Here is a 14310-nt window from a genome sequence, read left to right as displayed (position 1 = left end):
TATTAATAAACAATTACAATTTAGATAATAGTTATACTCAATAAATCATTTAGATAGCTACAAATTGAAACGTTTAATATGCATAAATCTATGTACTGTTAAATTAAAATGAATTATTAAGCATTTTGTCAACGTCGTGTATCGAGTATAAATTAGGGATTTTTAAATGAAAAAAAGTATTGCTGGCTTTTTACTTGGGTGCGCAATTGCAACTTGCATTATTATAGTGGCGGCGAGCTATCAATTATACCAATACAAATACGTGACGATAGACAAGGCATTGAAAGAAATATCAGGTATAGAATTTGATAAAAACATGAAATTGTGGGCTATTAATGATGGCGGAGACGATGCAAAGTTATACCAGCTAGATAAAAATGGCGCGGTTGAGAAAACGATAACGGTAACCAACGCAAAGAACATTGATTGGGAAGATATGACACAAGATGATTTTGGCCATTTCTTTTTAGGTGATTTTGGTAATAATGAAAATTTACGCAAATGGTTAACTATTTATAAAATTGAAAACCCAATTGATATTAAAGGAGAAACAACACAAGCTGAGATAATAAAGTTTAACTATCCTGAACATAAAGTATTTCCACCTACTGCCACCAATAAAGAATTTGATGTTGAAGCTTTTGTTTATTACCAAAAACACCTTTATCTATTTACCAAAAATAGAACTAGCCCGTTTAATGGCATAACGACTTTATATAAAATTGGCGATCACGCTGCCAATTTTGATGCTGAAAAGCTCAGCACATTTAAAACCTGCACGTTAGCTGAGAAATTGTGCTGGATAACCTCTGCTGCACTGAGCCCTAGCCGAAAACGGTTGGCGTTGTTAGACTCGCAACGCATTTGGTTGTTTGAAAACTGGCAAGGAGATAATTTTTTCTCTGGTGACGCTTATCGAATAGAGCTCGGTATAGTGACACAAAAAGAAGCAATAACTTTCTATAATGAAGACTATATAGTTTTCACCGACGAGGAGTTTCACGGTATTGGTAGAAATGCCTATGTTGTTAATCTAAATGAGATTGAAAAGCATAAAGTCAATTAAAAACTAACAATCTGCATCCAACAACCTAAAGCTTACATCAAATTATATAATTACAAAAAGTTATAGCATAGAAAGATAGTTAGGTTGGGCTGCTATACGCTTCATCCAGCTAATTACATGAGGATACTGTGCTAAATCAAATCCTCCTTCATGGGCAACATGGGTGTACGCATACAAAGAAATGTCAGCAACAGTTAATACATCCCCTGCAATGAATTCACTGTGTTGTAATTGCTGCTCCATGACCATTAACGCTTTATAGCCACCTTGATGTTTTGCTTGATATTCAGATAACCTTTCTTTAGGCATACCAAGATATTTTTCAATAAAACGCGCTACCGCTATATTGGGTTCATGACTGTACTGCTCGAAAAACTGCCACTGCTGTACTTTGGCCAGATCGTATGCGTTTTGAGGTAATAAATTAGAATTGAAAGCGAGGTAATTGATAATAGCATTGGATTCAACAAGAATTCGCTGGTCGTCAAGCTCTAACATTGGAATTTTGCCATTCGGGTTTTTATCTAAAAACTCAGCACGATTGGTATCCCCTTTTAAAATATCAATGTCTACCCAGTCATAGTTAATACTAAGAAATGCACATGTTAGTTGTATTTTATAACAATTACCTGACCGCTTATCACCGTATATTTTCATCAAATTTAACTCGCTAAACAAAAAGGAAAATAAACTTAGCACCGCAATTGAAAAAAGCCAACAAAGATTTATATAGCAATAATAATTTATCCTATAATCGAATAATCAATTATAAAAAAACAACTATAATCATTATATTAGCCAAAAAAATAACATAACCATGATGAAAGATGATTTAAAAGGTTTTGTCAAAGGAAAAGTACGTGATGTGATACCTTGGACAAAAACTGAGTTTTCTATACGAGTACACGCAAACATACAGCCCTATTTAGCCGGTCAATTCACCAAGCTTGCGTTGAAAAGTGAAAGTGGAGAATGGCTACGCCGAGCATACTCTTTTGTAAATTCGCCTAACCATGATGCTGGCCACACCGAGATGGAATTTCTGTTAATTGATGTTGAAAGAGGAAATCTAAGCCCGAAACTCGCCCGCTTAACAATAGGAGATCCAGTTTATGTTGGTGAACAAGCAAGTGGCTTTATGACTTTAAATGAAATACCTAAAACAGTCGAAAACCTATGGTTACTTTCAACTGGAACCGCAATAGGTCCTTTTCTTTCAATTCTGGCCGAGTCTAGCACGCAAAAACGCTTTGCTGATATTGTTTTAGTTCATGCCGTTAGAACACAACAAGAATTAGTTTATCAGCAGCTCATTCAAAAATTCGTAAATACCTATCAAGGACGACTCCGCTATGTACCGATCGTTTCTCGTGAAAAAATTAACGGAGCACTTTCCGGCAGAATTCCTTCATTATTGCTAAGTGATGAATTATTTACGGCCACTAATATTAAACCGTCAACAGAGAAAAGCTTTTTTTATTTATGCGGCAATCCTGACATGGTTCGCGATACTAAAGTTGTTTTAACAACATTAGGCTTTAGCAAACACTTAAGGCGTACCGCAGGCCATTTCAGTTCAGAGAATTATTGGTAACAATACGTGCCCATTCATTAGACAAGTTTAAGTGTATCTTTGGGCACTGAAAGATTAATTTTATTAAACTTTAATGCCGAACTTTCCTTCATTTTCTAATTTTTAACGCTTAATTTCGGCTAAGAATAAGCAGCAAGTTACAGCAAGCAATACCTAAAACAACTATATACACACCTTAAAATAGACTCTCAGACCTCCACCTTATTCGATGCAAATTTATTTAGTAAGTCCTTACTAAGTGAACTCAGTACGTTTGCAATTGCAAAACGTTAAACCTTTCTTAAAAAGTACGCTAAAAGATAGTGAACATTTACACACCGCAACCAGTGGGGTTATCAGAGTTATGTGTACGGGTAAAGATAGGGTTGCCAGGGTTATAGTAACCCAAAGGACAATAACTCTTAGGGTTATATATCACTTTACTCATAGGGTTATTAGGGTTACACTCTGTAAAGGCCAATTTTTCTAAGAAATAAAAATGAAATACCCAATACAAGTAATAAAAAATAATTTAGAAATTAACTACGTTTTTTCAGTAATGGACTTACCTGGTTGTCAGGTAAAAGCGGAAACTATAGACGAAGGATTAAGCAAACTTGATGCAGCTATGGCTTCACATTTAGAAATTTTAGTAGAGTATGGAGAGTCGGTTCCGCAAGCAAAATCGATTGAATATCATATGAAAGAATCGTCAGACTCGTCTGCTATTTGGGCATTATTGGAGTTTGATATTATTCCCTACATGGGCAAGAGCCATAAGATAAATGTAACCTTACCTGAATTATTGATAAAAAAAATTGATGATCGGGTTAGTAAATCTTCACAATACACTACACGCTCGGGTTTTATTGCTGACGCATGTATTGCGGAGTTGGTGAAATAATTTCGCCATAAAAATCGAATATCAGGTAAAATATCGTCTTATTGCAAATCGACGTGAGGTATAAAAGTGACCATAAAAAATGCAAACCTGCTACTACTTAGTAGCTCACGAGTTGGTGAAACCAAGTATTTGGCGCACGCTTTAAATATGATCAAAGCAAAGTTGAACGGCATTACAGAACTATTATTTGTGCCCTACGCCGGCGTTACGGTTAATTATGATGAATACACCGAAATGGTGCAGCAAGCATTAAATACAATTGGTGTGAAAGTTGTTGGGATTCATCAGTTTGATGATCCTGTTGCTGCCGTTAATAACGCACAAGCTATTGCCGTTGGTGGTGGCAATACTTTTCACTTGTTACACCAGTTATATCAGCAAGGTTTAATTTCGGCAATTCAGAATAAGGTTTCTACTGGTGCGCCTTACATTGGTTGGAGTGCTGGCTCGAATATCGCAGGAATGACAATTAGAACCACAAATGATATGCCTATTATCGAACCTAAAAGCTTTACAGCTTTAAACTTCGTTGATTTTCAACTAAATCCACATTACACCGACTTTAACCCTCCAGGGCATAACGGTGAAACACGCGCACAACGCTTAGCAGAATTTATGGTATTAAATCCAACTACAGCAATTGTTGCTATCGTTGAAGGTACAGCATTAGATGTTAAAAACAACACGTTACATTTAACTTGTGATGGCGGTAGCAATACCGGATATATCTTTAAAGCGGGTGATAAATCAACAATAACAACCGATGATGATTTAAGTTATTTACTGTAAAGCATATAAAATAAAACCTTCATAGTTTTACTTAAAGCAGCACAGTTAATGGTGATATATCTATTTCCTGTGCTGCTTTTTTGATGACAGGCTCAAAAGTCAATCGTGCCAACTTAGGCACTGGCAATAATGCACAAAGTTCATTTATATTTTCCTGTAAGTACGGCATTTCTTCCTGACAGTTAGCTATCCAACCTATACATTCTAAGCCGTCAGAAATAATCGCCTGGTAAGTAAGTATCGCATGGTTTAAACAACCAAGTTTCATATTTACCACTAAAATAACTTTTTGCTTTGTTAGTTGGACAAATTCAGATAAAAACTGACCGTTGCCTATGGGCAGTCGCCAACCTCCAGCGCCTTCTGTCACGATTACATCCGGCTTTAATTTAGTAAGTTGCAAAAAGCACTGTTCTACTTCTTGTAGCGAAATAGCCTTTTCTTCCTTTGCTGCTGCAATATGTGGTGCAATAGCTGGTTCGAATGCAGTAGGATTCACTTGCTTTATAGATTGCTGACAATTAGATTGCGCAAGTAGTAACTTAGCGTCTTCATTTATTAAATTGTCACCTTCTATTTCGCAACCAGCAGATATCGGCTTATATACTGCGACCTTTTTATTGCTTGCAACTAAGGCGTGAACTATTGCCTGGGCAATATGCGTTTTACCTGCATCAGTATCTGTTGCAGTTATAAATATTTTAAGCATGTAATTTTTCTTTCATTATAGGGGGTAGTTAACTAACAAATTAATCGCTTAATTTTACTACCAAACCAGAAAAAACTTTATAGGTTGCAGGATAAACACCGCCAGGCTCTTGAAAGTCTTGATAGCTTTCAGTCATTTTTTGCCATTTTTCTTTACCAGCTAAGCCTTTACCTTGTTTTTTAGGCACATGATTAGCACCTAAGCCTTTTAATTCATGTGCTAAATGCAGAACATTTTCATACTCTAAAATGATATCTTGCTCTTTTGCATTTAATAGCTTTCTATCTGTCCCTTCTAAAAGCTCACGTATTTCATTTTCTGGCTTAAAATCTATTACATGTTTGTCGTTGTCAACTTGAGCCCAAGACGACTTTAACTCGTATAGCGTCCCTTCAATTAATGTGCTAAAAACAAACAAACCGCCGGGTTTTAAAACTCGCATTATTTCATCAAGTACAGTGTTTAGCGGATCACACCACTGGATCATTAAATTTGAATAAATAAAATCTATGCTATTATCCTGAAGTGGCAATTTATAAGCATCGGCTTCAAGCCAATAGATTGTAGAATTACGGTTTTCTTTCGCAAAGCGCAACATTTTAGTTGAAATATCTAAGCCAATAACTTGCTGATACCGACTTGCTAATAGGTCAGTGAAAAAACCAGTTCCTGAGCCCAAATCAACCACAGTTAGATCATTCCGGTTTGGTAACCATGGCATTAAATGCTTACCGCAATAACGCTGCAAACGTGCCGAAATGTCATATGAATCGCTAGCTGAGCCAAACGATCTTGCTATTTTGTACCGATTATTTAATTCGGACATTAATTTATAACCTCATTGATACAATTTGCTAAGTAATTGATATCATTATAATTATGCTTTGATGTTATAGTAACGCGTAACCTTGAACTGTTATTTGGAACGGTTGGTGGACGTATGGCAGTTAACCAAATTCCTTTCGCTCGCAACTTTTGACAAACATCTAGCGTTGAAGTTTCATCGCCAATAACAATGGCATGTATAGACGATGAATTTTCTATTAAGCTTACTCTATTGCTAAGTTTTGACGATAATAGTTCACTAAGCTCAACAATTTTTTCACGGCGCCACGACTCACTTTGGGCTATTGCTATGCTTTTTCTCGTGGCCCATGCTAATGCTGGAGAAATTGCCGTTGAGTAAATGTAGTGACGAGAAAAATTAACTAGATATTCTGCTAACAATTCATCACATGCAACAAATGCCCCGCTAGTTGCCAAAGCTTTACCAAACGTCGCCATTACAATATCGATATTTGCATTAGCGATGCTGCCTTGACCTTTATTACCAATCACACCAATGCTATGAGCGTCATCTATATAAAGAAGCGCTTGATGCGTACGGGCAACAGCGGATAACTCTTTAATTTTTGCTTGGTCTCCATCCATGCTAAATACGCCCTCAGAAACAATAACCTTATTAGGGCAGATATTTTGCTTAAGTTGGGCTGTTACCAATAAACGTTCAAGTTGTTGAGTATCATTATGTAAAAAGCGTTTAACCGTTGCCTTACTATCTAATGCACCATCAATTAATGAGGCATGGCTTAATTTGTCTAAGTATAAATGACAATTTTTATCACCTAAAGCCTGCATCATGGCGTTATTAGCAGAAAAGCCACTGGCGAATAATAAGCACCTAGGCTTATTAAGCCAGTCACAAATATCATGCTCTAGTGCTTGATGTGCATACGAGTAGCCTGTTATTAAACTTGAACCACTTGCACAAGTACCAAATTTTTCAGCACCTTGTTGTAATGCTTTATTAATTTCACTGTGATGGTTTAAGCCTAAGTAATCATTAGATGAAAAATTTAAGTATTTTTTATCATCTATAATGACTTCTCGGCCATTTTGCTCGGCAACACATTGGCGCATCCGATAGCGCGCCTGTGCATGCTGCGAGTCAATTCTTTCTGCGAGAAACTCAAACGCCATCAGGAATTAGTTAACTGCATTATAAAACAGGTCGCTATTTTGCTGATCCACCACCGCAGTTCTTAAACGCTGCTCTTCATCACCTGAGTTGGCGATGGTTTCGGTATTAATACCAAGGCGTTCGAACAACATCATGTCTTTATTTGCCTCAGGGTTGCCGGTAGTTAACAGTTTGCAACCGTAAAATATTGAATTTGCGCCAGCTAAAAAGCACATTGATTGCATTTGTTCGTTCATGGCATCACGCCCCGCCGATAAACGTACATGACTTTTCGGCATCATAATACGCGCCACAGCAATACAACGAATAAACTCAAAATGATCTAAATCAGCAACATCAGATAATGGCGTACCTTCAATTTTAACCAACATGTTAATTGGTACACTTTCAGGCTGAGGAGAAAGGTTAGCAAGTTGTGCTAATAACGAGGCACGGTCTTTACTTTCTTCACCTAAGCCAACAATACCACCACTACATACTTTCATACCTGAATTTCTAACATTAGAAAGTGTGTCTAACCTATCTTGGTAAGTACGGGTAGTAATAATTTGATTATAGTGCTCTGGTGAGGTGTCTAAGTTGTGATTATAGTAATCTAATCCTGCCTCTTGTAGCTCATCAGCTTGTTCAGATGACAACATACCTAAGGTCATACAGGTTTCTAACCCCATGGCCTTAACGCCCTTCACCATTTCAACAACATGTGGCATATCACGAGCTTTTGGGTTACGCCAGCCAGCGCCCATACAAAAGCGCGTTGAACCTTGCTCTTTAGCAATTTTTGCTGCTTCGAGTACTTTTTCAATTTCCATTAATCGTTCTTTGTCGATATCAGTTTTATAGCGAGAGCTTTGCGAACAATATTTACAATCTTCCGGGCATGCGCCAGTTTTGATTGAAAGCAATGTGCTAACTTGTACTTCATTTGGGTTAAAGTTCTCTCTATGTACTAACTGCGCCTTAAACATTAAGTCATTAAATGGCATATCAAATAATGCCTTCACTTCATGGGCCTGCCAATTATGACGAATTTCACTGTGGTTTAAGGTAGGTTGTGTCATGGTATTTTGCTCGTTAGGAAAATTGCATCTAGATTATTTAACGGGTAGTCTATGCGCCAGCTCAAAGATGTCAACTAATTTACCAAAGCAAGCTTTACATATGAACAAAAAACAATCAGATATTTTAAGTTTTGACAAAAAACACGTTTGGCACCCTTATACTTCCATGTCAAAACCTTTACCTTCCTATTTAGTCGCATCTGCTAAAGGTGTACATATTACTTTGGCGTCAGGTGAGCGTCTTGTTGATGGCATGTCATCTTGGTGGTCAGTTTTACATGGTTATAATCACCCAGAGTTAAATGCAGCATTGGTTAATCAAGCAAAGCAGTTTTCTCATGTCATGTTTGGCGGTTTAACCCATACACCCGCCGTTGAATTATCAAAAACCTTAATTGATATAACCCCTGTTGGTTTAAATAAAGTTTTTCTGAGTGACAGCGGCTCAGTTGCTGTTGAAGTTGCACTGAAAATGTCAATTCAATATTGGCACAGTAAAAATAAGCCAGAAAAGCACAAAATTTTAACCGTAAGAAACGGCTATCATGGCGATACCTTTGCTGCCATGTCAGTTTGTGATCCAATTAACGGCATGCATCAGCTTTTTGAGCCGGTGTTAATGAAAAACTTTTTTGCTCCTGCACCAAAAACCGCAATTGATGAAGAGTGGGATGCAAGCGAATTAGAAGAGCTATCATCGCTATTTAAACAGCATCACCAAGAAATAGCAGCGTTTATTATTGAGCCTATTGTGCAAGGTACCGGTGGTATGCGTTTTTACCACCCTAATTATTTAAAGGCCTGTAGAGAATTATGCGATAAATACCATGTATTAATGATAGCGGATGAAATTGCGACTGGGCTAGGTCGAACCGGTAAATTGTTTGCTTGTGAATGGGCTGATATCAGCCCTGATATTATTTGTTTAGGTAAAACATTAACTGGTGGATATATGACGCTTGCTGCAACCTTGTGCACAGATGAAATTGCCAATGCTATCAGTAATGGTGAAGCCGGATGTTTTATGCACGGCCCTACCTTTATGGGTAACCCTTTAGCTTGCGCTGTTGCCAATGCAAGTCTAGCGATTTTAAAACGTAATCAATGGCAACAACAAATTGCTGATATAGAACAGTTATTGATTGAGTTGCTGTTACCACTTAAACAACACCAACGTGTTTATAGTAGTCGTGTGTTAGGCGGCATAGGTGTTGTTGAAACTAAGCAAAACGTTAATATGGCGAACATCCAAAAACGCTTTGTGGAAATGGGCGCGTGGATACGCCCTTTTGGAAAGCTTATATATATAATGCCGCCCTTTGTTAGTCAGCCAGAAGATATCAAACAACTAATAACAGCCATTTCCACCGTGCTTAACGAAGATGACTGTTTTACAGATTAACCAACATTAGCTTCAGATATTTGTACTAAGATAAAACTTACCCAAGCGATGGTGATCACCAACAATAAAATCATATTGAAATGGCCGCCATCGCTTTTACGTCGATTACGGTATTTATCTAATATCAAACAAAAATAGCTACTTAATGCGCTTAGCCATAATACGATATATAAATAGCCTGTTAGCGGTGTTAGCCAAAATTTTCGAATTTCAATGTTATGATAACGTAAAATGCCATAATCATGATCAGGTGCAGCATAATACGACATAACCAAGGCAAACACGAATAACCCCCAACCAACAATGGCTAATGTTCTTACCACGTATGTCCATACATCAGCTGCATTCCTTCGCTCTTTGTACTCAATTTTCATCGTTAATACAGCCTTTTCTAGCAAAATTTAAATTTTTCTTTTCATATAGACCGGATTTATCAACTTTTACTTGTTAAACCTTACCAGCAAGGTAACATATCAATCCTTAAAATTTCAGCACATTTTGACAGAAAAGAGGTTTGTAAATGTCAGTTATAGCAATTACTGATATCTTGGCAGGAAAATACCCTGTTAATGAATCAATTACTATCCATGGTTGGATCCGCACACGTCGTGATTCTAAAGCCGGTATTTCATTTTTAGCAATACATGACGGTTCATGTTTTGACGCTATTCAAGCAATTGCTCCGAATAATTTAGAAAATTATCAGACTGATGTATTAAAACTAACCACAGGTGCGGCAGTAAAAGTAACGGGTATTTTAGTTGAATCTCCAGGTAAAGGTCAGTCTTTCGAATTACAAGCTGAGCAAGTTGAGGTCCTTGGTTTAGTTGAAGATCCTGACACTTACCCTATGGCTGCTAAGCGCCATAGTATTGAGTTTTTACGAGAACAAGCACATTTACGTCCACGGACAAATATTGGTGGTGCTGTGACTCGTGTTCGTAATACCTTGGCACAAGCGGTTCATCGCTTTTTACATAGCAAAGGATATTTTTGGATCAGTACGCCATTAATTACTGGTAGCGATTGTGAAGGTGCTGGAGAAATGTTCCGCGTTAGTACCCTAGATATGGAAAATTTGCCGCGCAACGAACAAGGCTCTGTTGATTATAACCAAGACTTTTTTGGCAAAGAGACTTTTCTGACTGTATCGGGACAATTAAACGTTGAAACCTACTGTTGTGCAATGTCAAAAGTTTATACTTTTGGTCCAACGTTCCGTGCTGAGAATTCAAATACAACACGTCATTTAGCTGAATTTTGGATGATAGAACCAGAAATCGCCTTTGCTGATTTAGCTGATGCTGCCGACTTAGCTGAAGAAATGCTGAAATATGTATTTAAGGCCGTACTGGAAGAGCGTGCTGACGACATGGCCTTTTTCCAACAACGCGTCGATAAAACTGTTATCGATCGTTTAAACTCAGTAATTAATAATGACTTTGTTCGTTTAGATTACACCGATGCGATTACTATTTTAGAAAACTGTGATAAAAAGTTTGAAAATAAAGTATCTTGGGGTGTTGATCTAAACTCAGAGCACGAACGTTATTTAGCAGAAGAACATTTTAACGGCCCTGTTGTCTTACAAAACTATCCAAAAGATATTAAGTCGTTCTACATGCGTCTAAATGAAGATGAAAAAACCGTTGCTGCGATGGATATTTTAGCACCAGGAATTGGTGAGATTATTGGTGGTAGCCAACGTGAAGAAAGATTAGATGTATTAGATAAGCGATTAGCGGAAATGAACTTAGATCCAGCTGATTACAGTTGGTATCGCGATCTTCGTCGTTACGGTACTGTACCTCACTCAGGATTTGGCTTAGGTTTTGAGCGCTTAGTTGCTTATGCAACCGGTATGCAAAATGTTCGTGATGTTATCCCATTCCCAAGAACGCCAAATAACGCAGCGTTTTAATTTTAGCTTAAATCGTCATTAAAAAAGCCCTCATTTGAGGGCTTTTTTAATCTAATAGCTACGATGATTAAACATTAAAACTGGCTAGTAAAATCGGTTACTGGTTTGCTAAGCTTTAATGGCAGCTCTTTCGCTTTATCACCTATATACAAAAAGCCAACTATGTCTTCATGTAAGGCAATATTTAAACGCTCTTTTACCAGTGGATGATAACTCATTTCACCCGTGCGCCACATAGCGCCAAGCCCTAAACTTGTCGCTGCCATTTGCATGGCGTGGGCAGAGCAACCTGCCGTTATTAATTGTTCTTGCTTCGGTACTTTTGGATGCTGTTGGTATTTTGTGCTTATTACAATAATTAATGGCGCACGAAATGGCATTTTTGCAGCTTTTTCTATTTTTGCATTATCAGCACCGTCGCTAATAACCGCAGATTTAAACGCCTTACTTAATTTTTCTAAACCAGCTCCTTTAACAACCGTAAAGTGCCAAGGAGTTAGCCCTGCATGATCGGGTACTCGCATGCCTGCTTGAAGAATACTATTGATAACCGCCTCTTCGGGCGCGCTTCCTTGTAAATGAGGATTTGATTGGCGAGTATGTAAAAACTCTAAGACATTCATAAAAAAATAACTTCCTTAAATTCAAACTAATAGCGTTAAACTATTATGTAACGCCCTGTTATCTAACTAACACCTTATTTGTAACTTAGGAGTATTAGCTTGTCGCTACAATATCATCTTTTCATGATAAAAATCACAGGCTTTTATAAAAATTTTCAAACTAGCTTATAAAAAATAAAATTGCACTCAATACTGCATACTAAAGTAGAACCAATTTAACCTATTTTGCTTTCAACCCCCTTCACGACAAAAATATTTACATTTACGACTACTTAAGCAAGGGAATTTTAAGTAGCATATAGCTATCTAAATTTAAAACAACTTATCGATGAAATTGTATGAAAGAAAATAGAGGTACTTTCGCCCGCATAATATTTGGTTTATTCAGTTTATTGAATACATCGCGGAAAATTATTATCAATTTGGTTTTCTTTACCCTGCTATTGGTCATTTTTATTGCTATGACAAGCGAAGAAGAACGCATCAATATTGAAAATGGCTCTGCGTTAGTGCTAGATTTTCGCGGTGATATTGTTGAACAAAAGTATGAAATTGATCCAATGGATACTTTTATCAACGAAGCACTTGAACGCCCTGAGAAAGCACCAGAAGTATTGCTGTCAGATATTCTAGCTGTCATTGCTCGCGCTAAAGATGATGATCGAATTTCAACATTAGTGCTAGATCTTAAAAATATGCGTGGCTCTGGCATCACTAAACTCAGAGATATTGCTGACGCCCTTATTGATTTTAAAGCCAGTGAGAAAAAAGTTATCGCTTTTGGTGAGCAGTACAGCCAAAACCAATATTATCTTGCCAGCCATGCAGATGAAGTTTGGTTAAATCCAAAGGGCTGGATGTTATTAGACGGCTATGGCCGCTACCAACTCTACTTTAAATCTGCGCTAGAAAAATTATCAATTAGTCAGCATGTATTCCGTGTTGGTACTTATAAATCGGCGGTTGAGCCTTATTTGCGTGATGACATGTCAGATGCTGCCAAAGAAGCTAATCAATTATGGCTAAACGACTTGTGGCAACAATATAAAACGGATGTAGCTAAGCAGCGTGGCTTTGATGTCAGTAACTTCGATGAAAATGTTGATGTCCTTGTTGCAAAATTAAAAGCCGCAGATGGTAATGTTGCAGAATACGCTTTACAAAATAAATGGGTTGACCAATTAAAAACTCGCGCAGAAATTACCAGTGACTTAGTTAAACTTGTTGGTAGCGATGGTGAAGACAGTTATAAACGAATTTCATTTAAAGAATACCTAACGGAAATAGCTCCTAAAACAACAACAGGAAGTTTAGGCCAAGATAAGGTCGCGGTAATTGTTGCCAAAGGTACGATATTAAACGGTAATCAAAAACCTGGACTTATTGGCGGTCGAAGTACCGCTAATTTATTACGTCAGGCACGAGAAGATAACTCAGTAAAAGCTGTAGTCTTACGTGTAGACAGCCCAGGCGGCAGTGCTTATGCCTCTGAAGTGATACGCCAAGAAGTAGAGTTAATTAAAAAAGCAGGTAAACCTGTAATAGCATCAATGGGCACCTATGCAGCTTCAGGTGGTTATTGGATTTCTGCTCCGGCCGACAAGATTTACGCAGCACCAACAACCATTACAGGTTCGATCGGTATATTTGGTTTTTTCATGACCTTTGAGAATACTCTAAGTAAACTCGGCGTATTTACTGATGGTGTTGGTACCACAGACATTGCAGGCTTTGGCCTAACACGCGAGTTAACACCCGGTATGGCCAATATTGTGCAATTGAATATTGAACGCGGCTATCGCGACTTTATCGAATTGGTTGCAGAAAATCGTAATATGAATCCAGCACAAGTTGATGCCATAGCACAAGGCCGAGTTTGGTCAGGCCGAAAAGCGCAAGAATTAGGCCTTGTCGATGAATTAGGTGATTTAGATGATGCGGTAAATGCTGCCGCGAAACTTGTAAATTTAGATAGTTTTGAAACAAAACTTATAGAAAAAGAGCGTAGTGAACGTGCCAAAATTATGGATAATTTGTTTGGTCAGGCATCCGCTTTATTAGGTAAACCGTCTGCTACTCACTATCAGGAAAACAGCTTTACAACTGTATTTAACAAGCTTTCTAGTGAGCTTAAACAAATGGCACAGCTTAATGATCCACAAGGCATTTATTCTTTTTGTTTAGCCTGTGAGGTTGAATAAATATTTACCCTTACTATTAATTAAAAAACTTACCTTTTCAGCCTCGAATATTCGGGGCTTTTTTATAGCTATTGTTAGCC

Annotated in this window: 14 protein-coding genes; 7 read left to right on the top strand and 7 right to left on the bottom strand. The window is 37.6% G+C overall.

Features of this window, described 5'->3' with window-relative positions; translation table 11 throughout:
* Positions 1–166: 166 nt before the first annotated feature.
* Positions 167–1066, top strand: coding sequence for a hypothetical protein (locus AC27HL_RS15145; RefSeq protein WP_487081882.1), 900 nt, complete (start codon positions 167–169; stop codon positions 1064–1066).
* Positions 1067–1126: 60 nt separating this feature from the next.
* On the opposite strand, the gene AC27HL_RS15140 is transcribed toward AC27HL_RS15145, so the two are convergent.
* Positions 1127–1723 carry a glutathione S-transferase family protein gene (locus tag AC27HL_RS15140; protein WP_487081881.1) on the bottom strand — a complete coding sequence of 199 codons (597 nt, stop codon included), beginning with the start codon at positions 1721–1723 and terminating at the stop codon, positions 1127–1129.
* A gap of 160 nt (positions 1724–1883) precedes the next feature.
* Between AC27HL_RS15140 and AC27HL_RS15135 the strand changes: the two genes are divergently transcribed.
* The 3 genes from AC27HL_RS15135 (at position 1884) to pepE (ending at position 4332) form a co-directional block, all read left to right on the top strand.
* Positions 1884–2660 carry a ferredoxin--NADP reductase gene (locus tag AC27HL_RS15135; protein ID WP_487081880.1) on the top strand — a complete coding sequence of 259 codons (777 nt, stop codon included), beginning with the start codon at positions 1884–1886 and terminating at the stop codon, positions 2658–2660.
* Positions 2661–3138: 478 nt separating this feature from the next.
* Positions 3139–3543, top strand: coding sequence for a type II toxin-antitoxin system HicB family antitoxin (locus AC27HL_RS15130; RefSeq protein ID WP_487081879.1), 405 nt, complete (start codon positions 3139–3141; stop codon positions 3541–3543).
* Between the two features lie 66 nt (positions 3544–3609).
* Positions 3610–4332: a dipeptidase PepE gene (gene pepE / locus AC27HL_RS15125; protein ID WP_487081878.1), complete on the top strand. Its 723-nt coding sequence runs from the start codon at positions 3610–3612 to the stop codon at positions 4330–4332.
* A 31-nt stretch (positions 4333–4363) separates the two neighbouring features.
* On the opposite strand, the gene bioD is transcribed toward pepE, so the two are convergent.
* Genes bioD through bioB form a run of 4 tightly spaced genes read right to left on the bottom strand, consistent with a single transcriptional unit; the run spans position 4364 to position 8083 of the window.
* On the bottom strand, positions 4364–5041 hold the full coding sequence (gene bioD, locus AC27HL_RS15120; RefSeq protein WP_487081877.1) for a dethiobiotin synthase: 678 nt from the start codon (positions 5039–5041) through the stop codon (positions 4364–4366).
* 40 nt (positions 5042–5081) lie between these two features.
* A complete protein-coding gene (bioC, locus tag AC27HL_RS15115) occupies positions 5082–5867 on the bottom strand; it encodes a malonyl-ACP O-methyltransferase BioC (RefSeq protein WP_487081876.1) in 786 nt (261 codons plus the stop codon).
* Positions 5867–7021 (bottom strand): aminotransferase class I/II-fold pyridoxal phosphate-dependent enzyme, encoded by a 1155-nt coding sequence (locus AC27HL_RS15110; protein WP_487081875.1) that lies wholly within the window; start codon positions 7019–7021, stop codon positions 5867–5869. The genes bioC and AC27HL_RS15110 overlap by 1 nt, the downstream gene beginning before the upstream one ends.
* Positions 7022–7027: 6 nt before the next feature.
* Positions 7028–8083: a biotin synthase BioB gene (gene bioB / locus AC27HL_RS15105; protein ID WP_487081874.1), complete on the bottom strand. Its 1056-nt coding sequence runs from the start codon at positions 8081–8083 to the stop codon at positions 7028–7030.
* Between the two features lie 100 nt (positions 8084–8183).
* Here bioB and bioA point away from each other — a divergent pair, with 100 nt between their 5' ends.
* Positions 8184–9485, top strand: coding sequence for an adenosylmethionine--8-amino-7-oxononanoate transaminase (gene bioA, locus AC27HL_RS15100; protein WP_487081873.1), 1302 nt, complete (start codon positions 8184–8186; stop codon positions 9483–9485).
* On the opposite strand, the gene AC27HL_RS15095 is transcribed toward bioA, so the two are convergent.
* Positions 9482–9859: a hypothetical protein gene (locus AC27HL_RS15095; protein ID WP_487081872.1), complete on the bottom strand. Its 378-nt coding sequence runs from the start codon at positions 9857–9859 to the stop codon at positions 9482–9484. The two genes, bioA and AC27HL_RS15095, sit on opposite strands and share 4 nt — an antisense overlap.
* Positions 9860–10005: 146 nt before the next feature.
* On the opposite strand from AC27HL_RS15095, the gene asnS reads away from it, so the two are divergent.
* A complete protein-coding gene (gene asnS, locus AC27HL_RS15090) occupies positions 10006–11406 on the top strand; it encodes an asparagine--tRNA ligase (RefSeq protein WP_487081871.1) in 1401 nt (466 codons plus the stop codon).
* 74 nt (positions 11407–11480) lie between these two features.
* Here the strand turns inward: asnS and AC27HL_RS15085 are convergent, their stop codons facing one another.
* The gene (locus AC27HL_RS15085; RefSeq protein ID WP_487081870.1) at positions 11481–12029 is read right to left on the bottom strand and encodes a nitroreductase family protein; all 549 of its coding nucleotides are present in this window, start codon (positions 12027–12029) and stop codon (positions 11481–11483) included.
* 338 nt (positions 12030–12367) lie between these two features.
* Between AC27HL_RS15085 and sppA the strand changes: the two genes are divergently transcribed.
* Positions 12368–14230, top strand: coding sequence for a signal peptide peptidase SppA (sppA, locus tag AC27HL_RS15080; RefSeq protein ID WP_487081869.1), 1863 nt, complete (start codon positions 12368–12370; stop codon positions 14228–14230).
* Positions 14231–14310 lie beyond the last annotated feature (80 nt).

The sequence above is a fragment of the Colwellia aquaemaris genome (genome assembly GCF_057548755.1).
Note: the sequence above shows the minus strand (reverse complement) of the source record. Positions and strands in the feature narration are given on the sequence as shown.